Source organism: Gemmata sp. (assembly GCF_051859125.1).
Classification (GTDB): domain Bacteria; phylum Planctomycetota; class Planctomycetia; order Gemmatales; family Gemmataceae; genus Gemmata.
On record NZ_JBHYGG010000112.1, the window covers coordinates 19,780 to 44,661 of the forward strand.

The window sequence follows — 24,882 nt, forward strand, 5'->3', positions numbered from 1 at the left end:
GATCCGGCGGCCCCCTTGCCCGTCGGCCGCGTCTGGACGCGCGTCCACTTCGTCACGTTCGAGCCAGCCGTTCGCCACGACGGTGTTCTCGCGGCTGAGGTCGGGAACCGACCTCCCGCGAGCCGGGTGCGGCACCCGGCTCGCGGAATCGCCCCCACGCACAGGGAGGCGGGTTCGGGCGTCGCGGGCAAGGGCTGGCCGGCCCGGGTCGAGACTGGAGTGTGTGTTGGGGCTCGTGCGCGGCCCACGGCCGCCGGCGCACCGCCGCTACCCCGCCCCATGTGGAGCGCGGGTTTGTGCCCCGAACGCACCGGCCCCTTCCGGGGCCGGCCGCCGGCCGGAATCTTCACCTGGTGCCGGGTCGGTCGTCACCCCCGGTCGGGGGGGGCTCGCGGGGACCATCAGCCGCCGCCCGGTCGCCCCGTCGACGTCGCCGCTGTCCCACACCCGGACGGGGCTCCCGGCCGCGAGGAAGGCGGTCGCCGTCCCGTCACCGCCGCCGTTCCGGTTGCCGGCGTCCGCGGTCAGGACGACCCACTCATCCGAGCAGTCCGGCCCGCCGCCGAGCCTCAGCTTCCTGGCCGGGGACGGGGTCCCCCTGACCTCGATGAACACGTCCTCACCGCCGCTGGCGACCACCTCCGCGATCATGCGGTGCGGTGCGTGCCGACCCGCGGTCCCGTCTCGCAACTCCACCTTGGGCGACCCCGGGTCCGGCCCTCCGTGCGCCTGTGGCGCGGGGTGATCGCCAGTCCGGCCCGCAGGCCCCGGCCGCTCGGCGGCACTCGTCGCCGCCTCCGTCGTGTTGTCCCTGCTACCACGGCGGACGTGAACGGTTTTCCCGCCGACGGGGCGGTATCGTGACCTGCAGGGCCGCACGCCGCAGGGGTCCGTGTCGCGCGGCCGCCCGGTCGGGTGAGCGCCCGGCCGATCGGCCACGGGCCCGGACTGACTGAGGGTGCGGGGTCGCCGGACGGGACGCGTGCGGCCCTTCCGGCGCCCGAAGCGGTTGGGGGAATCACGTGCGGCAGGTGGTCCCAGACGACGCCCCGGCCGGGCTGGAACCCGCCGGGGCGGTCTGTGGGATGGCTTCTTGGGGCAGTGCGGGGACCCGACTCGGACTCCTGACCAACCAATCCGCAAGGCTAGGTTGTCGTTGATTCGCCAGCATTTTTAGGGCCCTGGTGAGACCGCTGATTTAGCCTTCAGAAGCCTCATGCAAGGCTGATTTGGCGCCCCTCGGATGCACGAGCATGGAAACTGACGAAGACGAAGACGGGGAGAGTGTGATCGAGAGCGCCGCGGTGAGGCTCCGGCCCGGGGTCGCGAGCACGTACGGCATCGACTGGGCCGGGGACCTGCCCGCCGGGAGCCGGGTCGTCTTGGTCGCCCGCTTGTCGAAGCGCGAGCAGGACGCGGCCGGGACGCTGATGAACCGGGTCGGGCGGCTCGTCGGGGAGGCAGGGCGGCGGGGGAGGGTCGTCGAGGGGATGTACGCGCGGGCCGTCTCGGGGCAGAACGTCGGCTGGCTCGAGGGCGCCGTCCGGCTGGCGCCTCGCACCGCCTCGGTCCTGGTCTGCGAGTCCACGGACCGGCTCGTCCGAAGAGGTGCCTTCAAACAAGGGAACGGGCGGGAGCCCACCGTGGTGGAATTCAACCGGCTCCGGCACGAGTTGGAAAGCGTGGGGGTGTACACCCTGCTCCACCCGGACGCCGGCAGCGACCGAGTCGCGAGTGACCGGGTCCGGCTCGGGCTCCAGCCCGATTACGTAAGGGGGCGACCCCGGCGTCGGCCAGGGGGGTACGGGCCGCGGGCCGAGCCCCTCCGGCCGGTGGTCCTTTCTCTCTACGGGCGGGGGCACTCTTACCGTGACATTGCGCACCGGACGGGGGTGACCAAGTCCACCTGCGCGCGGCGGATTTCTGAGGGGAAGTAGGGGGCTCACCTTCCTATGGTCAGGACCGGCTCGTACAGGGGCCTGTGGGCCGCATCCTGCCCTACACGAGCTTGGGCGCGAGGGCCTTACGGGGGGTGTTCTGCCGGCCCCGGTTTCTGCGCAAATTGGGACAGCGACAGGCCGGGCGACACCGCACACGTTCGGGGGCATCGTGGGCGGTGCCCGGTGCGGTCGCGTGTGGATTCGGCCTGCGCGAGGGCCGTGGCGACCGAGAGCGACTGCCCGAAGCGGCCACTCACCCGAGCGAGTAAGCTCCGAGTCGCGACGCTCCCGAACGGTGGGGTGGTGTTACGAGCCTGTGGCAGATGTCAGTTTTTGAGGGGGGGCGGCCGCCAGTGACCCGGGCGGCCGGCCCCGAAGTCGGGCCTCAGCCGATCTTCGCTGCGACCGCGGCCGCGAGTTCCTCGTTGCGCTCGGCGTACACCTGGGTCACGTCCGCGCGGGCGTGGCCGAGGAGCACCTGGGCGGCCTCCAGTCCGTGCGCCTTGCGCACCTTCGTCGCGAACGTGTGCCGCAGTTGGTACGGGTGCCACCGGTGCTCACGCTCCCAGGCCCGGAGTCGCGTGCGCTCCCCGGCGGTGAGCCGGGCCTTCCAGGCCGCCGCCGTCTCGTCCCGCCGCTTGGCCAGCGGCGCGGGCGGCGGGAACGCCCGCCCGCACGCCGCCGCGACCGCGTGCGAGATCGCGCCGGGGGCGTAGCGGTCGGTCGGCGTGCGCTCGGCGTCGGCCTTCCGCCGCGACACCTGGGACGGCTGGACCTTGCTCCTGCGGCCTTTGCGCATCGCGGCGTACCGCTCTTCGCGGCACCGGGCCGGCGAAAAGATCGGCTCGTCGGGTTCCAAAACGCGGCCCGCCAGGAACGCCGCGAGGACCGCGCGGGCGTTCGGCCCGAGCGGGACGACGCGGCCCTTCCCGTGGTGCGCGGTCTTGTGCCGCCGCGGCCGGTAGACCCAGACGGTCCCGCGCTCGATCTGGTTCAGGGTCATGCCGCACGCTTCGGCCGGCCGCATGCCCGTGTGGAACAGCAACTCGACGATTGCGCGGACGTGCGGGGTCAGGTGGGGCAGCGTCGCCGCGACCACGTCATCCCCCACCGGTCGGACCGGGTCCGTTTCTCGTGCCGGCGTCCGCCCCCGTTGCAGCCCGGCGACGGCGGCCAGTCCGTGGAACACCGCCGGGGGAACCAACTCCTCGGCCACCGCCCACTTGAGGATCCGGCGCACGCGGCCGACGCGCTGGTTGACGACCCCGCGGGACCACCCGGCGTCAACGAACCGCTGGCGGACGGCCTTGAGTGCGAGCGGTCCGAACTCGGCGGCGGGGGCCTGACCGTACAGTTCGCGGAGGTGGCGCGCGACCCGCTTGTACTCCCGGTGCTCGGTCGTGAGGTTGCCGTCTGGGTCCCGGTAGTGCCGCTCCGCGTGCGACAGGAAGGCGAGGAGCACCTCGTTGAGGGACACGCCGCGGGTGGTGTGGGCGGCCGGGAGGTGGACCGGTGACGTGACGATTTCGAGCTGGAGGCGCGCGAACGCGGCCCGCGACTCTTCGGACCCGAACGGCCCGGGGAGCAGCTTCTGCTGCCGGGTCCCGGTGAGGTCGGTCCAGACGGCTCGGGCGCGACCGGACTGGCGGTGGAGAAGGTACGAGGGGGTGTGCTTACGCTGAACGGACATGGCCGCGGTTCCTCCGGGCGAAGTGTGGAACGATTCCACACTTCGCATCGTTCGGAAGCCGCGCCCGGGGCACCCCGGGGTAAGCAGAAACTGCTTCGGCGAAAGGACTTACTTCAAGTGGCCCCTGTCGGGCTCGAACCGACGACCCGCTGATTAAGAGTCGCACGGGGCGCGGTCGCAACTCCAAACCTAACCAACAACTTACGCCGATCGACGCCGCCGGGCGTAGTGCCGGGCGTAGTGCCCCCAGTGAAGGGGGCATCCCTGACGCGGAACTGGCTGCGCTCGTGGCCGCATGGCCGACACTCCCCGAACCCATCCGCGCCGCGATCCGGGCGCTGGTAGATACCGCCGGGGGGCCTTGTGGAAAGTGACGTTCAAGCCCCCAGCTACCACTGCACTCTCGGGGGAGATTGCCTCGTCGAAGACTGTACGTAATCCAACCAGCGGTCGCATGGGTCGCCACGCAAAATCGTCCGTGGAGTGCGATGCTGGCGAGCGGCGGCTAGACTCAGCTCACAAGTCTTCTTCGGGGATCATTGATGTCTCGATTAGAACTAGCCATGCGACAGACGACCGAGGACCACGCGGACACATTTGAAAAATTCGCGAACGCCTTCTTGGTTGACGATTACCCGGAACTTGCTGGCCTTGGTGGTAAGAAGGATGGGGGGATGGATGCGAGACTTATCGCCGATGCCACTGGAGAATTAAATCTAGTTGTTCAGAGCTGTGTGTCACCGGCCGCTGGTGCACGGAGGAAGGTTCTCGCCACGATCGAGAAGTTGAAAAACAAATTGCCAAGGGAATTAGTGTACTGCACCTCCGCGGTGATTGGCATCAAACTGGACAAAACAATTAATGAGCTTCGGGCAAAACGCGTTACATTGACTGTCCGTGATGCAACATGGTTGATTCAGCGAGAGCACGATAGCCATCGTCGGTCTAAGATATGTGATGATTATGCGAATGCCGTGCTCTCACCAATTCTGAAGGAACTTGATCCAAACCGGCTCTACAACGCAGTCTTGACCGATCAAGAAGAACGGGTAGCCGTTCACTATCTCGAAGCGGTGAATCTTGACCGCAAACGGGGGAGCAACATCACTCATGGCGTCTTCGACGCGTTAGTGTTCTACGCTCTTCGAGACTCGGACCCCGAGAAGAAAGGATACCACGCTGGCGCCATCACCGAGACTGTTCGATCGATGTTTCCCGAAAAGCACGCACCCCGAGTGGGGGAACTAGTCGCCGCTCGGTTGGCGCAATTAGAAAAGCGGGGGATTATCCACAACAACACGAAGGTTGGGGGGTGGGTGATTGCCGATCCGTTCCGAGGCAAACTCGCCGCAAACATAAGTGCAACTAAGGAGCGAGATGTCGAGTTCCGAGGAAAATTGCGGGACGCCATTGTCGAGATAGCCGAGGAGAAAGAAATCGAGGGCGAGTACCCCGTCGACAAATTGATTCAGCTCGGCCACGATTGCGTCTTTTGGTATATGCGAGAGCAAGGTCGAATGTTCGCTGATCCATCGCATCACCAGCTTACAATCTACAACGCCGAGCGCCTCGTCAAGCGCTACATGGTAGAGCATCCGGACCCGAAGATCGCCAAGACGTCGGATGAGGAGATTGTTTATGATCTTTTACCCGCCGCGTTGAACCGCACACTCAACTCGTCAGAAGAGGAAACTCAGCGATACTTACGAGCCAAGGCAGATTTGTTTATGATCCATGCGTTTATGGAGGTGACCCCAGACATTCAGCGAGCTTGTCACAAAATCCTGGGGGGCGAGATCCTTTACTTGGACACCTCACTTCTCATTCGATGCCTTGCGGAACTATACTCACCAACATCTACTCGTCCTGTTCTGCGGACTCTACAGGCTGCTGTGTCACTCGGCTGTCAGCTCCGCACTTGGCGGATGTATGTCGAGGAGTTGATCGCTCACCTGAAAGGCCCAGTTCTCCTCGAATGGTCCAACCAACTTCAAACCCTCTCGCCTGAGGTATTGGAATCTGCCTTCAGAGCCGTCCCAACCCTCATTGAGGTTTTCTACAGATGGACTAGGCTACATGGGGGAACAATGGAGGAAGCAGTGCAGCAAGTGATCGGGAGGATTGACGAAACCGAAAACACGATTGAGTTCCTCAAGGAAGAACTTGGAGTGACAACGGAAACCATTCCATCTGAAGTGGATAACACTCACGAACTTTGGGAGAAGATATTTACCACTTGGTGTCTTGGGAAGCGAAACGTTAAGACCATGCCGCAGGATAAATTTGAATTGCTGGTCCGTCATGATGTTTTGGCCTATCTGACCATTCTTAACCAGAGACAGAAAAACAAAGCGATCGGCCCAAATTATGGTCATAAGGTCGCGCTTCTCACCTTTGATCGGATGCCTCAGCGTATTGCGAGATCATTGTCGCCAAAAAGCATTAGTGAATACGACATCGTCATGAGTTTGGAATACCTGATGAACGTAGTTGCAGCGGTCGCTTACACGGGCACTGCTCAATTGCCAGAAGAAGCGTTACCAGCTACGCTGATTCTCGGCGAAACCGACATCATACCAAATGAACTGCGGGCAATATTTCGCAAAGCATGGGATCCAAATGAAAAGAGATATATCCGAGAGCGGAAGCTCCGTGAAATCGTCCACCAACTGAAGTTCTCGGTCGGTGACAACGAGGGAATTGATCCTGCGGGAAAGCTGGAAATCACTCTCGATGAACAGTTCTGAGAATGGCGAGGTTGGAGACTAACCCGACGCCATCGTGAATGTTCAACACTCCTCAACGAGAATTGATCCCCCTAGGCTGGCCGGTCAGGGTGTGTTCCCGGCCGGCTTTTTTGTCTAGTTCGTGACGATTTTGATATTTACATCTTGTCCCGGACGTGACATTCCAACCGCCACCGGGTACGCTGGCCGCTTCCCAACCGTCACGCAGGCGTGCCCATGCCCACCGAAGGTAAGCCATTGTTTCACCCGGCCGCCATTCGTGCCGGGCTGAAGGGGTTCCAGCTCTCGCCCGCGGCCGGTGCCGCACGCGCAAAGGTGCGGGAGTGGGCGACACAACTGGGGTCCAAGAAACTCGACGCCAAGAAGGAAACCGAACTACTGCCCAACTTTATCGCGCACGTCTTCGAGGCCGCGCTCGGCTACGCCGGTGCGCCGGCCGATCCGCACACGCTGAAGCGGGAGGCGTTCATCGAGGTGGACGGCAAGTTCGCCGACGCGGGGTTGGGCCGGTTCTCCACGAAGGGGGACACGTTCGTTGCCGTGCTGGAGGGGAAAGGCCCGCGTGACCCGCTCGACCGCCCGTTCGGGAGCCGGAAGCACTCCGCCGTCACGCAGGCCGCGCTGTACGCGCTGCAGATGAAAATCGACTGGTACCTCGTCACCAACTTGAAGGAAACCCGCCTCTATTACAAGCGGCAGGACACCGCCCACTACGAGCGGTTCGAGACGGCGAAACTTGCGGACAGCGATGACGAGTACCGCCGGTTCGTATTCCTGCTCGGCGCCGAGCGGGTGGCCGGAGCGGGGGGTAAGAACCACCTCGACTCGCTGTTCACCGAGTCCCGGACCGTCGGCCGCGAACTGACGGTCGGCTTCTACCGTGAGTACCGCGACCTGCGCCGCAAGACCTTCCACGCGATCCGCGACCACAACCCCGGCCGCGACACGCGCCAACTGCTCGCCGCGACGCAGAAGATCCTCGACCGCGTTCTGTTCGTGGCGTTCTGCGAGGACCGCGAACTGCTGCCGGCGCAGATCATCGAGCGGGCGTACACCCACACCGATGCGTTCAACCCGCGCCCGGTCTGGGACAGCTTCAAGGCGCTGTTCCGATCCGTGGACGTTGGCAACCCGGCGCTGAAGGTGGACGCCTACAACGGCGGGCTGTTCGCCCCGGACCCGTTCGTTGACGGGTTGACCGTTCCCGATCCCGTGTGCGAGGGGTTCAAGAAGCTGGCCGATTACGAATACGGGCACGACGCCACCGACGCGGCGAAGCTCATCGACGTGGAGATTCTCGGACACATCTTCGAGCAGTCGATTTCTGACCTCGAAGAGATGCACCGGGAGATCGCGAGCCCGGCAACCGCGGCGGCTCCCGCCGACGCCGGGCCGTCGAAGCGGAAGAAGGAAGGGGCGTTCTACACGCCCGCATTTGTGACGCGGTACATCGTCCGCGAAACGCTCGGGCCGGTGCTTGGCGACCGTCTGGGAGCACTCCGGGCGCGGCACCAAGCGGCGGCCGTGAAGACTGCGAAGACCGCCCTCGAAGACCCGCAAACCTACGACCTCGACAAACTCAACCAACCCCAGACGGACGCCCTCATCCGGTTCTGGGAGGCGTGGGTTGACGAACTGCAAACGGTGCGGCTCGTCGACCCGTCGTGCGGGAGCGGCGCGTTCCTCATCGAAGCGTTCGAGCAGTTGTTCGCCGAGTACCGGGACGCCAACGCACGGCTCACCGAACTCCGCGGCGGGCAACCGACCCTGTTCGACGCGGACCAGACGATCCTCACGAAGAACCTGTTCGGGATGGACCTGAACGGCGAGGCGGTGGAAATCGCCCGGCTGTCGTGCTGGATCAAGACCGCGGCGAAGGGGAAGAAGCTCACCGCCCTGGACGCGAACATCGTCCAGGGGAACAGCGTGACCGCGGAGCCGTCGCCGCTGGAGGCGTGGCGCACGCGGTTCCCGGACGTCTTCGCGGCCGGCGGGTTCGACGTGGTCATTGCCAACCCGCCGTACGTCCGCCAAGAGTGGTTCAGCGCCGACAAGCCGTACCTGCAGAAGCACTACAAGGCGTATGACGGGGTGGCGGACCTGTACGTCTACTTCTACGAGTTGGGGCTGAACATCCTCCGACCGGGCGGGCGGCTCGGGTACATCGTCACGAACAAGTGGATGAAAGCGGGGTACGGCGAGCCACTGCGGAAACTGTACGGGGAAGCGGCGTGGGTCGAGTCGGTGGTCGATCTCGGGCACAACAAGCAAGTGTTCCCCGACGCCGACGTGTTCCCGTGCATCCTCACCGCCCGCAAGCCGAACACGGAGCCGGCACCGGAAACGGTTCGCGTGTGCATCCTGCCGCGGGAGCAAACGCGGGTCGATGACCTTTCCCAACAGATCGCGGACGAGGGCGTCGCGGTACCGCGGTCCCGGCTGGGAGCGGAGCCGTGGAACCTCGAACCGCCGGGCATCGCCGCTCTGATGGAGAAGCTACGAGCGGTCGGCGTGCCGCTGAAAGAGTTCGCCGGGGTTGGCCCTCTGTCCGGTATCAAGACCGGGTTCAACGAGGCGTACTTGATCGACACGCCGACGAAAGAGAAGTTGGTTGTAGCCGATCCAAGATCCGCAGTGCTGCTTAAGCCGTATCTGCGAGGGCAAGACAACGCACGTTGGCGTGCGGAGTGGTCGGGACTCTGGATGATCGAGATGAAGTCGAGCGGAAGCCACGAATGGCCGTGGTCAAAGAGCGTTTCAGACGCCGAAGCTGAAGCCACGTTCCGGGAAACATACCCCGCGATTCACGGACACCTCAACCAATACCGGGCATCGCTGACGAGCCGACAAGATCAAGGTGAATACTGGTGGGAACTCCGAAGTTGCGCGTATTGGGATGCATTCGACAAACGGAAACTGATCTATCCGGAAATCACTTGGCGAGCGGATTGGAACATCGACGCTCGGGGGCTGCTCATCAACAACACGGTCTACATCCTGCCGACGGAAGACCTGTGGGTACTCGCTGTGATGAACTCCCCCGTGGTGTGGGCTTACTGTTGGCGGAATGCGCAACACGGGAAAGACGAGGCGTTGCGCTTCATCCGAGAGTTCGTTCAGACGGTCCCGATCCCGAATCCGACCGACGACCAGCGCTTGGCCGTCGAAGCTGCGGTCGGGCGGCTCATCGAACTGGCCGGTGAGCAGCAGGCCGGGTGTGCCGCGGTGCTGGACTGGCTGCGGAGCGAGTTCGGGGTCGAGAAGCCGACGCAGAAGCTCCAGTCCGTTGCCGCCCTGGACGCCGACGCCTTCGCCGCGGAAGTGAAGAAGGCCGGCAAGAAGGGGCTCGGCGTCGCGGACCTGAAGCGACTCAAGGACGAACATGCGAAGTCGGTGCTTCCCCGTCGCACGCTCGCACTCGAAGCCGAGCAGCTCGAACGGCAAGTTTCGGACGTGGTCAACGCGGCGTTCGGGCTGACTCCGGCAGAAGTGAAACTGATGTGGGACACCGCCCCGCCGCGCATGCCAATCGCGCGCCCGGCGGGGCAGTGAGCGGGGCAAGCGCGAAAGCGTTGCACAAGGTAGAATGGAGGCATTCGAGGGGGCGTGCCGTGGGGTGGGAACAACGCGGGAGCGGGTCATACTACTACACGGCCGAGCGGGTCGGCGGCCGCGTCGTGAAGCGGTACGTCGGGACCGGTCGCGTGGCTGAACTGTGTGCCCAACTCGAAGCCGCGACCAGCGCCCAGACCGCCGCCACCGCGGAACGCCACCGCCAGGAGCGGGACGAACTCGCCGCCCTCGACGCGCACCTCGACCCACTGGACGAGCTGGCAGACACCCTCGTCGCCGCCGCCCTGGTCGCGGCCGGGTTCCACCGACACCACCGCGGACCGTGGAGGAAACGCCGTGCCTGATACCGCCCCGAAGAAGTCGCCCGCTACCGTCGCCAACCCCACCGGGTGGGACCGTCCTGTCTCTGAGATCAACGCAACCATCCGCAAAGCCGAGAGTGGGAACGCTGCCGCCTTGGACGAGGTGAAACTCCTGCTCGCCCGGCCCGGTACGGCGGACCTGTTCGGGGGCAACGTGGCTCGTGAGGCGGTCCGGAAACTGGTGACGACCTACGCCGGCAAGAACCCGGCGGTCCGCGAATCCATTCTGCGGAAGCTCGAAGAACTGCGGGCGGAAGTGTCGGGGCCGAACCCGAGCCCGCTCGAAAAGCTGCTCGTCGAGCGCGTCGTTGCAACGTGGCTACACCTGCACCACCTCGAAGCGGTTTACGCGGGCAAGGAAAGCATGTCGCTGCCGCTCGGCGCGTACTACCAGAAGTCGATTTCCGCCGCGCAGAAGCGGTACATTGCGGCGATCAAAGGGTTGGCCGAAGTCCGCAAGTTGGCGATACCCGTGCTCCAAGTGAACATCGCGAAGAAGCAACTCAACGTCGCCGCCGGCAACATCGCTGCCGGATCGGTGAGCAACTGACTTTGTGTGCACCAATTCGGTTTGTCACGGTGTAGCGTCGGGTAGCTGTCCGCTTGATCCGCGGACGGTTCGACGCGGCCGCCGGGCGCGGGCATTCGCACTCACCCACGCCCGGCGTCCGGCCCGACTCCGTGAGTGCGAACCATGTCTGAAAACACGCCGACTGCGGCGCTGCCCCCACGCACAGCTGAGGAACTCCGCCAGCATGCAGACAATTTGCTCAACCGATTTGACCTCCAGCGGGTGATTCTCTCGCCCCCACAGCAACATATCGTCGCACCCCTCGCAGTTCCGGACGGCACGCAACTGGTTTACCGCGACCACGAAATTACCAACAGCAACGATGTCCGGGAACTGTGGACGTTCTGGCGCAGCCTCCTCCCAACTGACTCCCCTCCCCCAGAACCGCCCGCGCTCATCCAATTCCGTGGCGAAGCCGTCGCCGCAATTCGGTCGTTCCTCGACGCACTCAAGGCAATTCTCCCAGACGATTCCGAGGAGTCGGGTTGCGTCGTTTACCCGTTGCCACGGATCACGGCCGACTCCCTCCCTCCCGACCTCCGCGATAGCTGCGAAGCCGCTTGGAAGTTGGTCGGGTGTGCAAGCGTGTTCGTTCACTGGCTGAAGTCAGCAATCGATCCGATCCTGACGGGGACTGTGAAGGCCATTGAAGGTAAGGGAACACCGCAGGAACGAATCGTGAGCGAGCGCCCGCCTATCTTCACCGTGACAGGGCAGCAAGCTGCCGAAGCACTTGCGGACCTCGACGAAGCCTACCAACTCTGTGCCGAGCGGGTTCGCCTCGTCCGGAATGATCTGATCGCACATGGGGACGGTGTTTACTTGGATGGCGAGTTTCACGCCGCGTGCGCTCACGATGCAACGATGGAGTATGCTCGGTCTATTCGGCAGGACGTTGATTTGCTCATCCGCATCGCTCCCGGTGGAAGGTCTGGGTCGTGGGAGCACTTCGTTCCAGCAACCGCCCTCCGCGACAACTGGGATTCGGTCCTTCAAGTATTTCGGTCATTGCCCAACAAGTTCGACAAGCTCCCGTCAGCGGGGAGACTGCAATCCGCGATTCTCCGTGAAGCTGTGAAGACCTCTGCGGCGAGAGTCAAGTTGAACGCCCACGATCCACGCTCCAACCCGATCAAAGGCGGAGGAGCAACGCAGGTGGCCGATGCCACGCCGACCCCTGAAGCGCCCTCAGATGCGGCGAAGTTCGCCCGCTTCCTTGAGTTGCACGCACTGGCAACGGCACCGGGGAAGCATCAGGTGCCATCCGCAACACTGGACGAATACCAACGCCTGTTGACGCGGTTCGGCGTCTACACGGTGGACTGTGTTTTCGTTGGCCCGCTCGACCCGACGCGGGTGCCGAACTCCGACCCGATCTTCAACACCGATTGCATTCCGCTCCCCGGCACGAAGCCCCTCGTTTGTCCTCGCTCCGCTCCGAAACTCCCCGTCGAATTGTTGCCACAAGTCGAAGCCCGTTTCCGAAGTCTGCGGCTCGTTGACGCCGACAAAACAGTTCTTTGGGTCGGCCGGCAAGCCCGCATGGAAACTCTGTGCATGTACCGCAATGGCTGCGACTGTTTCACGGCGAGTCTCCCGCCCTCGTCCGACGTTAACCGGGGGGGCGAAGGGGAGAAACCACAGGCCGACCCGTATGCCGACCTTCGCCGGTTCGCCCGCTCCGATCTGAAGGGACAGGAACGCGCCGTGATAGATGCTCTGTGTGACGCAGGCGGGGAACTGCCGATAAAGGATCTAGCGGTTAAGGATGGGGTAGATTGGGACGACCCGAAGAAAGGGTTCAAGTACGCGCAGGACCGGCTGAACGGGAAACTGAAAAGCCTCAACTGGAGACTCATCAGACAGGACAACGCCGCGAAACTCATCTCGTTGGAAGGCGCGAAAGAGGCGCGAAAAAACGCCCCCTGAGCGCCTCGATTAGCGCTCTCCACATCCGCAACAATGCCCTCCGTCCGATCCTTCGGAGGGCAATCCTTGTCACGCAAACCTTACGATCCGCTCGCCGCGATCCCGTCGCCGGAAGCCATCCGGGAACGACTCACGGAAACCCTGACGCTCGCCGAGCGGCTCCGCATCTTGCTGGAGTTGGCCGAGCGTCTGCGCCTGCCCCTCGTGCCCGCGTCCGACATCCCCACCCCCGAACACGCGAAGGGGGGCGGCCGTGGCTGACATCCTCCCCCTTCTCGCCCCTGTTGCCGACCCGCCCGCCGACGCCACCGGCCCGGCCCTCGTGGTCGATGCGCGCCGCCTGGCCGTCATGCTCTGCGCCGGCGTCCGCACCGTGCGAACGTGGGACGCCGCCGGCAAGCTGCCCGCGCCCGTCCGCATCGGGGGCCGCGTGGTCTGGCGGGTGAGTGAGATCCGCGCATGGCTCGACGCCGGCGCGCCCGACCGCGAAACGTGGGAGTCGCGTCGCGCCGCCCGGAAGTGACACCGTTGACACTCAAACCCTGAAATGGCAGCGGGCCGGGTGCCGCCAAGCATCCCCGACCCGCTGCGAAAGGTACGACCGATGACCATTCTATTACCGCACGGCGACGGGGAAGCCCGCCGCGACGCCGCTCTGGCCGTTCTCCGCTGCCGCCGCGCCGACCTCGTCCGCGCATGCACCGCCGCCGCGCTTCGCGTCGCCCTCGACCGGGGTGAAGTCTGCGCCGACGACGTGCGGGCGCTCGTACCCATACCCGGCGACATCTCGCCGAAACTGGTCGGGTGCGTGTTCCGCGACCTGGCCGACGCCGGCATTCTCCGCCGCGCCGGATTCCGCAACTCGATCCGGCCCGCGGCCCACGCCCGCCCGCTGTCCGTCTGGCGACTCGCCGACGCCGCCGGCGCTACCGCCCGGCTCGCCGCTCACCCCGCCCTTTGACCCAACCGCGACCCGCGCGGCCCCAGCGCGTCGCCGGGGCCGCACGTCGCCGCACTCGGAGTTCCGATCATGGATTTCACGACCGCGTTCAACGACAGCAACCACGACGGCAAGGGGAACGGCAAGCCTCCGACCGGGGGCGGGGGGATCGGCGGGTTCGACGGTGCCGAGCCCGCGCCCGAGTTCGCACCCCTCCCGCCGGGGATCTACACCGCCCGCGTGCTGCGGGGCGAGTATTGCAGCACGAAGGCCGGGGCCGACGCCTACCGGCTGCGGTTCGAGGTGACGGAGGGCGGGCACGCCGGGAAGACCCTCGTGCGGACCTGGACGTTCGGCGCGAAGGCGATGCCGTACACGAAACGCGACCTGGCACCGTTCGGGCTGACGACCAGTGCCAAGCTGCTGTCGCCGTTCCCCGAACCCGGCCGGGAGTACATCGTGCGGCTCGTCGTCGCCCTGCAGCGCGGGGACGACGGCATCGAGCGGAACGACATCAAGCGCATCGACATCACCCGCGTGGGCGACTCGCCGGCCGCCGGGTTCATGCTCCCCGACCCCGACGAAGGGGGGCCGAAGTGACAACGCCGTGTCACAACGTCGGCGCGTTCGTGCTGGGCGCGCCGACCTCCCCCCGCGCCCTCGTGCGGCACGCCGACTTGCTCACCGCGTATGCCGACGGCGCGATCGAGGACGGCCGCGAAGCGTACCTGTCGCACTTCGCCTTCGGCCCGGAGATGACCGCGCACTACCGGGCGAACCGGAACAGCGTCGCCGGGTTCGCGGGGCCGTGCTGGTGCCGCCGGCTCGTGCTGGACATCGACCGGGCCGACCTGTCCGCCGCCCTGGCGGACGCCCGCCGGCTCGTGGCGTTCCTCCACCAGCGCTACCCGGAGGCGGACGGCAACGTGCCGGTGTACTTCTCCGGGGGCAAGGGGTTTCACGTCCTCGTCGAGCTGGCGAACCACCCGCCGCCGGCCGTGGGCTTTCAGCACGTCGCCCGCACGCTGGCCGAAGCCATTGCCGCCCGCGCCGGCGTGAAGATCGACGGCGCGATCTACGACGTGAACCACATCGTCCGGTTACCGAACACGCGGCACCCGCGAACGGGACTGTTCAAACGGCGGATCGACCCTGAGGCGCTGTTCCGGCTCGACATCGACGGCATCCGCGACGTGGCCCGGCACCCGGCCGGCGACGGCATCCCGACCGTTCGCGGACCCGTCCCCCAACTGGAAACCGACTGGCACGAGGCGGGCCAGGCGACCGCCCGCGACACCGGTGCCCGCGCCATCCGCCGCGGTGCGGGCACCGGCACTCCCGACGGACGAGCGCCCCGCTACCTCGTGGACTTCTTTCGGTTCGGCACCGGCGAGGGCGAGCGGCATCAGACGCTGTTCCGCTGTGCGGCGTGGCTGACGGAACAGGGCGCTCCCCCTTCGCTCGTGGCCGCCCTTCTCACCGAGCCGGGTTGCGACGTGGGGCTGGCGCCGAAGGACGTGGAGCGGCAAATCGGGTGCGGCATCGAACACGCCCGGCGGCAGCGCAGTGCGACTGCCGGCCCGCGACCCGAACCGGCCACCGACCCGGACGCCTTCGAGCAGTGGGCGATCGCGCACGAGTCCGACCCGCTGCCGCTCGAAGTCGCGGAAGGAGGGCGAGCATGACGCCGGCGTTCACCACCGGGGCGGACCTGTTCGGCTCGTGGCTCGCCGACGTGGAGCGCGGGGAACCGCCCGTGCGGTTCAAGCTGCCCGACCCGTTCACCGCCCTGGACGTGCGGCCGGGGCGCATGATCCTGTTCGGCGGCGCGCCGGGGGGCGGGAAGACGGCCGCCCTCATGCAAGTGGGCATCGACATGCTTCGCATGAACGAGCCGGCCCGGTTGTTGATCGCCAACGTGGAAATGTCGCCGGCGCTGCTCGTGGAGAGGGTCGCGTCGCGCCTGTCGGCCGTGCCGCTGGCCGCCATCATGAACCGGACGCTGGCCGCGGACGAGCTGGTTCGCGTGCGTGCGGCGGTGGCCGCGCTCGAGCACGTCGCCGGCCGGCTGGCGTTCCTGAACCCGCCGTACTCGCTCGAACACGTCGCCGCCGCCGGCACCGCGTTCGGCGCAAACGTGCTGGTCCTCGACTACATCCAGCGGTTCGCCGTCGGCGACGGTGGGCAGGACAAGCGGGAGCAACTCGAAACCGGGGTGGCCGTGCTTCGACGCTTCTGCGACGCGGGGGCGGCCGTGCTGGTGGCCGCCGCCGTCGCCCGGCAGAAGAGCAACAACGGATCGACGTACGCCGGGTTGAACCTGGCGTCCTTCCGCGGCTCGTCGGAACTGGAGTTCGGGTGCGACGCCGCGTACATGCTCGTGCCGGACGAGGGCGGGGGCATCACCCTTCAGTGCGAGAAGAACCGGTACGGGACCGTGGCCGACGTGCAAACCTCGTTCGACCCGACGCGGCAGACGTTCGGTCCGTTCGTGGAAGTCTCCGGGCTGGACGGGTTCGACGACGCCAAGCCGGCCCGCACCAAGGGCAAGCAAGCGAAGGGGGGCTGACGTGCGACGCCTGACCGTGAAGGAAGTGACCGAGGAACACGGCGGGATTCTTCCGCCCGACGCGACGTTCCGCGCCGACGACGAACCCAACCGACCGGCACCGAAGACCGCGAAGCCGAAGCGCCCCGGCCGCCGGGGCGAGCGCTTCGCCGTGCTCAACGCCTTCGCCGACTACGGCCTGGCCGGCCTGACCGGCGCGGAGGTGAAAGTCTGGCTGATCCTGTTCCGCGACACGAAGGCCGCGACCGGCACCGCTCGCACCGGCCAGGCCGACATCGCCCGGCGCGCCGGGCTCAAGCCGCGAATGGTTCGCTACGCACTGCTATCTCTCAGAGGGAAGGGCATGGTTCAGGTCACCCACCGGGGGCGGCTCAACACGGGGCCGTCAACGTACCGGGTACAACCGCTGGCGACCCGGGAAAACGCGGCCGGGAGCGGCCCCCGCGGCTGAGGTGGTTACTTGTCGGAGATGTCGCACTTGGGCAGCGCGGCGCGGAGTTCCTTCAGCCCGGCGTCCGTCACGTCCGTGGCAATGAGGTCCAGCGCCGTGAGTTGCTTGAGGTCCTTCAGGTGCTTCAGCCCGGCGTCGGTCACCCCCGTGGCGGAGAGCACGAGCGAGGTGAGCTGTGCGAGGTGCGTGAGTTCCTTCAGCCCGGCGTCCGTCACCCTGGTGCCCATGAGGTCCAACGTGGTGAGTTGCTTGAGGCCCTTGAGTTCCCTCAAACCGGCGTCCGTCACGTCCGTGCCGTCGAGGAAGAGTTTGGTGAGTTGCGTGAGGTCCTTCAGGCTCTTCAGCCCTGCGTCCGTAATTGCCGTGGAGGAGAGGTCGAGCCGAGTGAGTTGCTTGAGGTGCTTGAGTTCCTTCAGCCCTGCGTCCGTCACCTTCGTGCGGGAGAGGTCGAGCTCCTTGGCGTCCGACGGGATCCTCTGATTGACGCCCGGGATCGTGACCGTCGCCTCGTCCTGCGCCGGGGCCGGGATCGGCCCGCCGAGGACGAGCACACCGAGGAGCAGCGATGCGAACGAGTGTGACATGGGCGAACTACAGAGTTGTGATCGGGACAGGTCGACAGTACCCCAGCGGACGCATCCCGTCAACAACTGCCCGCGCCGCGCACCTCCATCCGGCAATGGGGTGCCGGTCGCATGAGGCAATCCGACGGCTGGAACTGAGGCAACCCGTTGCCGCTATCCCAGAATGGGACCAGTGCGCCGCCCACGCTGTGCGCTCCGGCGTCGCAAACGGCACTGACACGCGGCATCTAAAGTAGACCGAAATAGATCGCGATTTGACAGGCCCGGACCGAACGTAACCGACCTGGCGCGCTACCGACCGCACGGTATACTCCAATCGCCTTTGGCCGGCCGGCGGGATGCGACCTGAGAACCGCTCCCGCCGGCCGGCCGTTCTCAGAAAGGTTTCCCCTCATGCCGAAGCCATACAAGCTGGCGAGTACCCGACCGCTCCCGCCCGGAGCCGAGATCCTCGAACACGACGGCAGGCCGCACTTTCGGTTGAAGGACCGCGGCAAGTCGATCCTGTGCCCACTGACGAAGGACGGCCGGAACTACCTTCGCCCGTCGAAGTGTTGGTACTTCGACATCCGCGACGCGGCCGGCACGGTCCGCCGCGTGAAGGGGTACACCGACCTGAAGGCAACCGAACAACTCGCCGCCGACACCGAGCGCAAGGCGTCGCGGGTCCGGAGTGGCTACACCGATCCGGCGGAAGAACACGCACGCCGCCCGCTCGCCGAGCATGTCAAGGACTACGGTGCCCACCTCGAAGCGAAGGGGGACGACCCGAAGCACGTCCGCGACACACTGGCCCGCTGCTCGGCGTTGTTCGACGGGTGCGGGTTCGTGTTCCCACTGGACGCCGACGCGGGGAAGGCCGCCGAGTGGTTGGTGGCGCGTCGCCGGGACGGAACGCCGGTCGAACTACCCGCCGGGGTTGATGCGTTCCGCCCCTCCGAGGCCGCCGCCGTTCTCGGTATCACAAGATCGGCGCTCACCCGCTCCCTGCGGTTGCATCGCCTCACCGCGACTGGGAACGGCAAGGCCCGCCGGCTTCCCCGTGCGACGGTCGAAGCGCTCGCCGCAACCGCCGCCCGTGGCGTCGGCCCGGCCACCTCGAACCACTACGTTCGCGCCGTTCGTGGGTTCTTCCGCTGGCTCGTGCGGAACAAGCGGATCGGCTCGAACCCGCTCGACACGCTCACGCTCGTGAACGCGGCCGTGGACGTGCGCCGGACCCGGCGGGAACTGACCGCGGACGAACTCCGCCGCCTGTTCGTCGCCGCCCGTGAGAGCGGGCGCACGTTCCGGGGGCTGACGGGTGCGGATCGGTTCGCGCTGTACCTCGTGGCCGCCGGCACCGGCTTCCGGGCGAACGCGCTGGCGAACCTGACGCCGGCCGACTTCGACCTGGATGCCGCCGCGCCTGTTGTCACACTTGCCGCCCGGTTCAACAAGTCACGCCGGACGAAGGTTCAGCCGCTTCCCGCAGACGTGGCCGACGCGCTCCGCGACTACCTGAGCGGGAAGCCGGCGAACGCCCTCATCTGGGGCGGGACGTGGGCAACGGATTGTCGCGGGGCGGAGATGCTCCGCATCGACTTGGAGGCCGCCGGCATCGCCTACGCCGTCGAAGGACCGGAGGGGCCGGAGTACGCCGACTTCCACGCGCTGCGGCACTCGTTCCTGACGCTCGGCGGCCGGTCGGGAATCGACCTGCGGACGCTGCAAGAACTCGCCGGGCACTCTGACCCGATTCTGACCGCCCGCTACTCGCACCGCCGGTTGCACGATCTGACGGGGGCCGTAGGCAAACTCCCGAACCTCGTGCCGCCGAATTCAGGCGGTACGGAAATCCCCCTTCGCATGACCGGCACCGAGGGGGCAAAATCGGATAGCCCTGTCCGCTTGGGCGTAGTGCCGGGCGTAGTGACGGGGGGCGCGGAGGGGCATCAATCGGCACCGTCTTGCAATCTTCGCGTCGTTGGATCAAATTCGGGAGACGTGCACCAACCCCTGGAAATGACAGGGGCCGGCGCTTCTCAGCACCGGCCCGCATCGCCTGGCATTAGTGGCCCCTGTCGGGCTCGAACCGACGACCCGCTGATTAAGAGTCAGCTGCTCTACCAACTGAGCTAAAGGGCCAGCACGTTGAGTATTCTGGTGGGTTCCCCGCCGACCTTCAAGGGGTGTCGGCCGAAAAAGTTCCCCGCCCACCAACACGGACCGCGCCGGTCGGGGCCGGGTTCGCGCCGCGGGACGGATTCCCCTCTCGGCGGTCGCGGCCGCGAACCGAGACGCCCGAACGCCCGTCCCCTAGCATGTCCGAACCGGTCGGCTTCGCCCGCCGCTGCCCGCACGCAGAAGGTCCGCCAATGCTCGTTCCGCTCTCTTGGCTCCGCGACTACGTCGCCGTTCCCGACCCCGCACACCTCGTCGAGCGGCTCACCATCGCCGGGCTCGAGTCGTCCGGCGTCCGCGTGTTCGGGCTCCCGGTGCCGGCCGGCATCCGTGCCAAGCCCGAGGACGCCGGGCTCGTCTGGGAGCGCGACAGGGTCGTCGTCGCGAAGGTGCTCGAGATCACCAAGCACCCCGAGGCCGACAAGCTCAAGCTCGTCAAGCTCGACTACGGGGCCGCCGAGCCGAAGACCGTCGTCACCGGCGCGCCGAACATCGCCCCGGGCCAGTCCGGCATGAAGGTCATCCTCGGGCTCCGCGGGTGCCGGTACTACTTCGCCGACAAGGAGGGGAAGAAGACGACCGTGACGCTGGAGCCGAAGGCGCTCCGCGGCATCATGAACGACGCGATGTGCATGTCGGACTACGAACTCGGCACCTCCGACGAGCACGACGGCATCATCATCCTCGACGACTCCGACCCCGCCCCCGGCACCCCGGTCGCCGACCTGCTCGGCGACGTCGTCGTCGAACTCGACATCCTCCCGAACATGGCCCGGTGCCTGTCGCTCGTCGGCGTCGCCCGCGAGGTCGCGGCGCTCACGGGCGCGGCGGCGACCGTGCCCGAGCCGACGGTCGAGGCGATCGGCGAGCGGATCGACGGGAAGGTCGCGGTCGCCATCGCCGACCCGAAGCTGTGCCCGCGGTACTCGGCGACGCTGGTCTGGAACGCGAAGGTCGGCCCGGCCCCGCGGTGGATGCGGTCGCGGCTCCAGGCCGCCGGGATGCGGCCCATCAACAACGTCGTGGACGTCACCAACTACGTCATGCTCGAGTACGGGCAACCGCTCCACGCCTTCGACTACGACGTGCTCGTCAAGCGGGCCGACGGCAAGGTGCCGACGGTCATCGTCCGCCCCGCGACCACCGGCGAGACGCTCAAGACGCTCGACGGGCAGGTGCGCGAGCTGTCGCCCGAGAACCTCGTCATCGCCGACACCGCCGGGGCCATCGCGCTCGCCGGCGTCATGGGCGGGGCCGAGACCGAGGTGACCGCCGACACCAAGAACATCCTGCTCGAATCGGCCGCGTTCGACTTCGTCAGCGTCCGCAAGACGGCCCGGCAGTTCAACCTGTTCAGCGAGGCCAGCACCCGGTTCAGCCGCGGCGTGTCGCCGGACCTCGTGCTCGTTGCGGCGGTCCGGGCCGCGGAGTTGCTCCGCCGGTGCGCCGACGGCGAGGTGCTGTCGGGCGTCGTGGACAGCTACCCCGCACCGGCCCCGGCGCAGGTGGTCGCGCTCCACCGCTCCGAGATCGCCCGGCTCCTCGGGTTCGACGTGCCGGCCGCCGAGGTCGAGCGCGTCCTGGCCGCGCTCCAGTTCGAGCTGAAGCCCGAGACGTTCGGCTGGACCGTCACCGTCCCGCGGACCCGGCTCGACGTGCAGGCCGGTGCGGCCGACCTGATCGAGGAACTCGCCCGCGTGTTCGGGTACGACAAGCTCCCCGAGCGGCTGCTCCCGCTGGAGTTGCCCGAGCCCAAGGGGAACCGGTCGCTCGAAGTCGAGGACAAGGTGCGCGACCTGCTCGCCGACCAGGGCTTGCAGGAGGCGATCACGTACTCGCTGACGAGCCCCGAGGCCGAGGCGAAGCTGAACGCGAAGACCACCGGCCACGTCGCGCTGCTGAACCCGCTGTCGCCCGAGCGGTCGGTGCTGCGGCGGTCGCTGCTGCCCGGCGTGCTGGCCGTCACGCAGAAGAACCTCGAAGCGACCGACAGCGTCGCGCTGTACGAACTCGGGTTCGTGTACGTCCCGCAGGCCGGCGAGAAGCTCCCCGACGAGCCGCGGCAGGTCGCGGTGGTGCTGTGCGGGCGGCGGGCGGCCGCTGCGTGGGACGACCAACAGGGCGCGAAGCCGGCGCAGTACGACTTCTATGACGTGAAGGGCGTCGTCGAGTCGCTCGTGACCGATCTGCACCTCAATCCGGTCACGTTCGCGGCGACCAAGGCGGTCCCGTGGCTGCACCCGATGCGGGCGGCCGAGGTGCTCGTGGGCGGGCGGCGGGTCGGCGTGTTCGGCGAGCTGCACCCGACGGTCGCGGCGGGCTTCGGCCTCGCCGACCGGGCCGTGCAGGTCGCCGAACTCGACCTGGAGGCGCTCATCGAGTGCGCCCCGGACCGGTTCGCGTACAGGCCGTTCTCGACGTTCCCGCCGGCGAAGCGCGACGTGGCCGTGGTCGTGCCCGCGGAAACGCCGGCCGAGCGGGTGCTGGCCGAGATCCGCGCCGGCGGCGGCGAGCTGCTGACCGGGGCGGAGCTGTTCGACGTGTACACCGGCGAGGGCATCCCGGCCGGCACCAAGAGCCTCGCGTTCGCGCTGACGTACCAGGCCCTCGACCGCACCCTCGGCGAGAAGGAGATCGGCAAGGCGCACGAGAAGGTCGAGGGCCGGCTGCGGCACGTCCTCAAGGCGCAGATCCGCGGGAAGGATTGATCGAGGAGAAGAGAGTTATCCGCAGATTACGCAGAAGACGCAGATTTCAAGGCAGAGGACAGAAGGCAGAAGCGGGCACGGGCTGGGGCACGGAGGGAAGACGGGAAGACACGGGCACGTCGGCGCGCCTTGGGACTGGTCCGTGCCCGCGTGCGTGCCCGTGCCCGTGCCCGATTGTCTTCCCCGCCTTTGATTTGTCTGTCCTCTACTGCCGAAGACATCTGTCCTCTGTTCCCCTGCACTTTGCCGCCGAAGGCGGCCCCGCCCCCTCCCCGTCGCGCGGACCAGGGTTATACTGTCCGTTTCGCCCGCCCGGAAGCGCCCGAGGCACCCGAATGCAACCCGCCGCCCCGAACCTCGACGACCCGAGCCTGTACCTCAACCGCGACCTGAGCTGGCTCGAGTTCAACCGCCGCGTGCTCGAAGAGGCGCAGGACCCGAGCGTGCCGATGCTCGAGCGGCTGAAGTTCCTCGCCATCTTCAGCTCGAACCTGGACGAGTTCTTCATGGTCCGGGTCGGCGGCATCCAGCAGAAGGTGCAGGCCGGCATCCCGACCGGGTCCGGGGCCGACCAGTTGTCGCCGGCCCTGCAGCTCGACCGGGTCCGGCTCACGGTCAAGGAACTCGTCGCGGCCGAGTACCGGTGCCTGCAGACCGAGGTGCTCCCGGCGCTCCAGGACCGCGGCATCGTGATCCGCACGGCCGCCGAACTCACCGAGGACGAGCGGAACCACACCCGGGAGCTGTTCCGCCGCGAGATCTTCCCGATCCTCACCCCGCTGGCCACCGACCCGGCGCACCCGTTCCCGCACCTGCTCAACAAGTCGCTGAACGTGGCGGTGTCGCTCAAGCGGCCCGGCGACGCGGACCCGCTGTACGCGGTCGTGCAGGTGCCGGGCGTGATGCAGCAGCGGTTCGTGCCGCTCCCCGCCCCCCGCCCCGACGCGGCCCCCGCCCCGCCGGCCGCCGACGAGCAGAAGAAGCCCGCGCCCGCCGCGGCCGAGGCGTCGGGCGTCGTCGGGGCGGCCCCGGTGCGGGCCACGCCCCCCGCCCCCGCCGCGCCGCCCGCCCCGCCCCGCGCCCCGGCCCAGTACGGGTTCGTGCCGCTCGAGGACGTGATCCGCACGCACCTCGCGGACCTGTTCCCGGGCATGGAGCTGGGCCGGGCCGCCGCGTTCCGCGTGACCCGCGACAGCGAGTACGAACTCGACGACGAGGTGGACGACCTGCTCGAGGAGATCGAGGCCCACGTCCGCGCCCGGCGGCGCGGGCTCCCGGTGCGGCTCGAGATCGAGGCCGGCGCCCCGGCGGACATCGAGCAGTTCCTCACCGAGGGGCTCCGGCTCAACCCGGCCGACGTGTACCAGATCCCCGGGCCGCTCGACCTCGGCGGGCTGTTCCAGATCTGCGGCGTCCCGGGCTACCCCGAGCTGCGCGACCCGCCGTTCGTGCCGCTCCCGGTCACTTCGCTCGCGCAGGTCACCGCCCCGTGGCCGGTGATCCGCGCCCGCGACATCCTCATGTACCACCCGTACGAGTCGTTCGCCCCGGTCGTGGACTTCATCGAGGCGGCCGCGGCCGACGAGCGGGTGCTCGCCATCAAGCAGACCCTGTACCGCACGTCGAGCGACTCGCCCATCGTCCGGGCGCTCCAGCGGGCCGCCGACCGCGGCAAGCAGGTGACCGCCGTGATCGAGCTGAAGGCCCGCATGGACGAGGAGCGGAACATCATCTGGGCCAAGGAGCTCGAGAAGGCCGGGGTCCACGTCGTGTTCGGGTTCGTCGGCCTCAAGACGCACTGCAAGGTCGCGCTCGTGGTCCGCCGCGACGAGGACAACACGATCCGCCGGTACGTCCACCTCGCGACCGGCAACTACAACCCGCAGACGGCCCGGGTGTACACCGACATCGGCCTGTTCACCGGCAACAGCGAGTTCGCCGACGACGTGTCGGCCCTGTTCAACTACCTCACCGGGTACGCCGAGCTGCCGCAGTGGCGGAAGCTCCTCGTCGCCCCGTCGCGGCTGCAGACGGTGATGATCGAGAAGATCGAGCGCGAGGCCGCGAACCACCGGGCCGGGAAGCCGGCGCGGCTGCTCGTGAAGGTGAACGGCATCCTCGAACCGGCGGTGGTGAAGGCGCTGTACCGGGCCAGCGAGGCCGGGGTGAGGATCGACATCTGCTGCCGCGGCATCTGCTCGCTGCGGCCCGGGGTGCCGGGGGTCAGCGACACGATCCGCGTCACGTCCGTGGTGGACCGGTTCCTCGAGCACACCCGCATCTTCTACTTCGAGAACGCCGGCACCCCCGAGGTGTACGTCGGCAGCGCCGACTGGATGGACCGGAACCTGAGCCGCCGCGTCGAGGTCGTGTTCCCGATCGAGCAACCGGACCTGAAGCAGCGGGTGATCGACATCCTGAAGGTGGCGCTGGCCGACAACGTGAAGGCCCGCGAGCTGATGCCCGACGGGACGTACCGCCGGGTGAAGCCGGCCGAGGGGGCCGCGCCGCTGCGGAGCCAGCAGCGGTTCATGGAGATGGCGTCCGAGGCCGGGACGCGGGCCGCCGTGCCCGCGGCCGCCGAGGAGCCGGTGATCGTGAAGCCCCGGGCCGGGAAGCGGGCGCACCGCGACAAGGGCCGCCGCCCGTGATACC

Annotated in this window: 18 protein-coding genes, 2 tRNA genes and 1 pseudogene; 16 read left to right on the forward strand and 5 right to left on the reverse strand. The window is 67.2% G+C overall.

Going from position 1 to position 24,882, the window contains the following annotated elements; all coding sequences use genetic code 11:
• Positions 1 to 267: 267 nt before the first annotated feature.
• Positions 268 to 651, reverse strand: coding sequence for a hypothetical protein (locus ACTIGN_RS11685; protein WP_439623978.1), 384 nt, complete (start codon positions 649 to 651; stop codon positions 268 to 270).
• Positions 652 to 1,253: 602 nt separating this feature from the next.
• On the opposite strand from ACTIGN_RS11685, the gene ACTIGN_RS11690 reads away from it, so the two are divergent.
• A complete protein-coding gene (locus ACTIGN_RS11690; protein WP_439623980.1) occupies positions 1,254 to 1,937 on the forward strand; it encodes a hypothetical protein in 684 nt (227 codons plus the stop codon).
• 388 nt (positions 1,938 to 2,325) lie between these two features.
• On the opposite strand, the gene ACTIGN_RS11695 is transcribed toward ACTIGN_RS11690, so the two are convergent.
• Both ACTIGN_RS11695 and ACTIGN_RS11700 read right to left on the reverse strand, forming a co-directional pair.
• Positions 2,326 to 3,630, reverse strand: coding sequence for a tyrosine-type recombinase/integrase (locus tag ACTIGN_RS11695; protein ID WP_439623982.1), 1,305 nt, complete (start codon positions 3,628 to 3,630; stop codon positions 2,326 to 2,328).
• A 118-nt stretch (positions 3,631 to 3,748) separates the two neighbouring features.
• Positions 3,749 to 3,823: transfer RNA gene (locus tag ACTIGN_RS11700), tRNA-Lys, on the reverse strand.
• Between the two features lie 370 nt (positions 3,824 to 4,193).
• On the opposite strand from ACTIGN_RS11700, the gene ACTIGN_RS11705 reads away from it, so the two are divergent.
• From ACTIGN_RS11705 to ACTIGN_RS11760, 12 genes are all read left to right on the forward strand, one after another.
• Positions 4,194 to 6,377 carry a hypothetical protein gene (locus tag ACTIGN_RS11705; protein ID WP_439623984.1) on the forward strand — a complete coding sequence of 728 codons (2,184 nt, stop codon included), beginning with the start codon at positions 4,194 to 4,196 and terminating at the stop codon, positions 6,375 to 6,377.
• A 216-nt stretch (positions 6,378 to 6,593) separates the two neighbouring features.
• Positions 6,594 to 9,929: an Eco57I restriction-modification methylase domain-containing protein gene (locus ACTIGN_RS11710; RefSeq protein WP_439623986.1), complete on the forward strand. Its 3,336-nt coding sequence runs from the start codon at positions 6,594 to 6,596 to the stop codon at positions 9,927 to 9,929.
• Between the two features lie 59 nt (positions 9,930 to 9,988).
• Entirely contained in the window at positions 9,989 to 10,294 is a 306-nt protein-coding gene (locus ACTIGN_RS11715; RefSeq protein WP_439623988.1) for a hypothetical protein, read from the forward strand.
• Positions 10,287 to 10,862, forward strand: coding sequence for a hypothetical protein (locus ACTIGN_RS11720; protein ID WP_439623990.1), 576 nt, complete (start codon positions 10,287 to 10,289; stop codon positions 10,860 to 10,862). Before ACTIGN_RS11715 ends, ACTIGN_RS11720 begins: the two co-directional genes overlap by 8 nt.
• 144 nt (positions 10,863 to 11,006) lie before the next feature.
• Positions 11,007 to 12,812 carry a hypothetical protein gene (locus ACTIGN_RS11725; protein ID WP_439623991.1) on the forward strand — a complete coding sequence of 602 codons (1,806 nt, stop codon included), beginning with the start codon at positions 11,007 to 11,009 and terminating at the stop codon, positions 12,810 to 12,812.
• 66 nt (positions 12,813 to 12,878) lie between these two features.
• Positions 12,879 to 13,073, forward strand: a complete 195-nt coding sequence (locus ACTIGN_RS11730) for a hypothetical protein (RefSeq protein WP_439623993.1) — start codon at positions 12,879 to 12,881, stop codon at positions 13,071 to 13,073.
• Positions 13,066 to 13,335, forward strand: a complete 270-nt coding sequence (locus ACTIGN_RS11735; RefSeq protein WP_439623995.1) for a helix-turn-helix transcriptional regulator — start codon at positions 13,066 to 13,068, stop codon at positions 13,333 to 13,335. The genes ACTIGN_RS11730 and ACTIGN_RS11735 overlap by 8 nt, the downstream gene beginning before the upstream one ends.
• Positions 13,336 to 13,416: 81 nt before the next feature.
• Positions 13,417 to 13,773 carry a hypothetical protein gene (locus tag ACTIGN_RS11740; RefSeq protein WP_439623997.1) on the forward strand — a complete coding sequence of 119 codons (357 nt, stop codon included), beginning with the start codon at positions 13,417 to 13,419 and terminating at the stop codon, positions 13,771 to 13,773.
• Between the two features lie 69 nt (positions 13,774 to 13,842).
• The gene (locus tag ACTIGN_RS11745; RefSeq protein ID WP_439623999.1) at positions 13,843 to 14,352 is read left to right on the forward strand and encodes a hypothetical protein; all 510 of its coding nucleotides are present in this window, start codon (positions 13,843 to 13,845) and stop codon (positions 14,350 to 14,352) included.
• Positions 14,349 to 15,437, forward strand: coding sequence for a hypothetical protein (locus ACTIGN_RS11750; protein ID WP_439624001.1), 1,089 nt, complete (start codon positions 14,349 to 14,351; stop codon positions 15,435 to 15,437). The genes ACTIGN_RS11745 and ACTIGN_RS11750 overlap by 4 nt, the downstream gene beginning before the upstream one ends.
• Entirely contained in the window at positions 15,434 to 16,321 is an 888-nt protein-coding gene (locus ACTIGN_RS11755) for a DnaB-like helicase C-terminal domain-containing protein (protein WP_439624003.1), read from the forward strand. The genes ACTIGN_RS11750 and ACTIGN_RS11755 overlap by 4 nt, the downstream gene beginning before the upstream one ends.
• Position 16,322: 1 nt before the next feature.
• Positions 16,323 to 16,772 (forward strand): hypothetical protein, encoded by a 450-nt coding sequence (locus ACTIGN_RS11760; RefSeq protein WP_439624005.1) that lies wholly within the window; start codon positions 16,323 to 16,325, stop codon positions 16,770 to 16,772.
• Positions 16,773 to 16,777: 5 nt separating this feature from the next.
• Here ACTIGN_RS11760 and ACTIGN_RS11765 read toward each other — a convergent pair whose 3' ends face one another.
• Positions 16,778 to 17,356 carry a hypothetical protein gene (locus ACTIGN_RS11765; protein WP_439624007.1) on the reverse strand — a complete coding sequence of 193 codons (579 nt, stop codon included), beginning with the start codon at positions 17,354 to 17,356 and terminating at the stop codon, positions 16,778 to 16,780.
• Between the two features lie 393 nt (positions 17,357 to 17,749).
• Between ACTIGN_RS11765 and ACTIGN_RS11770 the strand changes: the two are divergent.
• Positions 17,750 to 19,108: pseudogene (locus ACTIGN_RS11770) on the forward strand (tyrosine-type recombinase/integrase); the annotation flags it as partial.
• A 302-nt stretch (positions 19,109 to 19,410) separates the two neighbouring features.
• Here the strand turns inward: ACTIGN_RS11770 and ACTIGN_RS11775 are convergent.
• Positions 19,411 to 19,483: transfer RNA gene (locus tag ACTIGN_RS11775), tRNA-Lys, on the reverse strand.
• Positions 19,484 to 19,713: 230 nt separating this feature from the next.
• Between ACTIGN_RS11775 and pheT the strand changes: the two genes are divergently transcribed.
• Complete coding sequence (gene pheT / locus ACTIGN_RS11780; RefSeq protein WP_439624009.1) at positions 19,714 to 22,227, forward strand: phenylalanine--tRNA ligase subunit beta; 2,514 nt, start codon at positions 19,714 to 19,716, stop codon at positions 22,225 to 22,227.
• Positions 22,228 to 22,562: 335 nt separating this feature from the next.
• The gene (gene ppk1 / locus ACTIGN_RS11785) at positions 22,563 to 24,878 is read left to right on the forward strand and encodes a polyphosphate kinase 1 (protein ID WP_439624011.1); all 2,316 of its coding nucleotides are present in this window, start codon (positions 22,563 to 22,565) and stop codon (positions 24,876 to 24,878) included.
• Positions 24,879 to 24,882 lie beyond the last annotated feature (4 nt).

Coding starts and splice junctions, on each gene's coding strand:
- ACTIGN_RS11745 (WP_439623999.1), top strand. CDS start 13,843: ATGGATTTCACGACCGCGTTCAACGACAGCAACCACGACGGCAAGGGG.
- ACTIGN_RS11710 (WP_439623986.1), top strand. CDS start 6,594: ATGCCCACCGAAGGTAAGCCATTGTTTCACCCGGCCGCCATTCGTGCC.
- pheT (WP_439624009.1), top strand. CDS start 19,714: ATGCTCGTTCCGCTCTCTTGGCTCCGCGACTACGTCGCCGTTCCCGAC.
- ACTIGN_RS11740 (WP_439623997.1), top strand. CDS start 13,417: ATGACCATTCTATTACCGCACGGCGACGGGGAAGCCCGCCGCGACGCC.
- ACTIGN_RS11690 (WP_439623980.1), top strand. CDS start 1,254: ATGGAAACTGACGAAGACGAAGACGGGGAGAGTGTGATCGAGAGCGCC.
- ACTIGN_RS11725 (WP_439623991.1), top strand. CDS start 11,007: ATGTCTGAAAACACGCCGACTGCGGCGCTGCCCCCACGCACAGCTGAG.
- ACTIGN_RS11755 (WP_439624003.1), top strand. CDS start 15,434: ATGACGCCGGCGTTCACCACCGGGGCGGACCTGTTCGGCTCGTGGCTC.
- ACTIGN_RS11695 (WP_439623982.1), bottom strand. CDS start 3,630: ATGTCCGTTCAGCGTAAGCACACCCCCTCGTACCTTCTCCACCGCCAG.
- ACTIGN_RS11765 (WP_439624007.1), bottom strand. CDS start 17,356: ATGTCACACTCGTTCGCATCGCTGCTCCTCGGTGTGCTCGTCCTCGGC.
- ACTIGN_RS11685 (WP_439623978.1), bottom strand. CDS start 651: ATGATCGCGGAGGTGGTCGCCAGCGGCGGTGAGGACGTGTTCATCGAG.
- ppk1 (WP_439624011.1), top strand. CDS start 22,563: ATGCAACCCGCCGCCCCGAACCTCGACGACCCGAGCCTGTACCTCAAC.
- ACTIGN_RS11705 (WP_439623984.1), top strand. CDS start 4,194: ATGCGACAGACGACCGAGGACCACGCGGACACATTTGAAAAATTCGCG.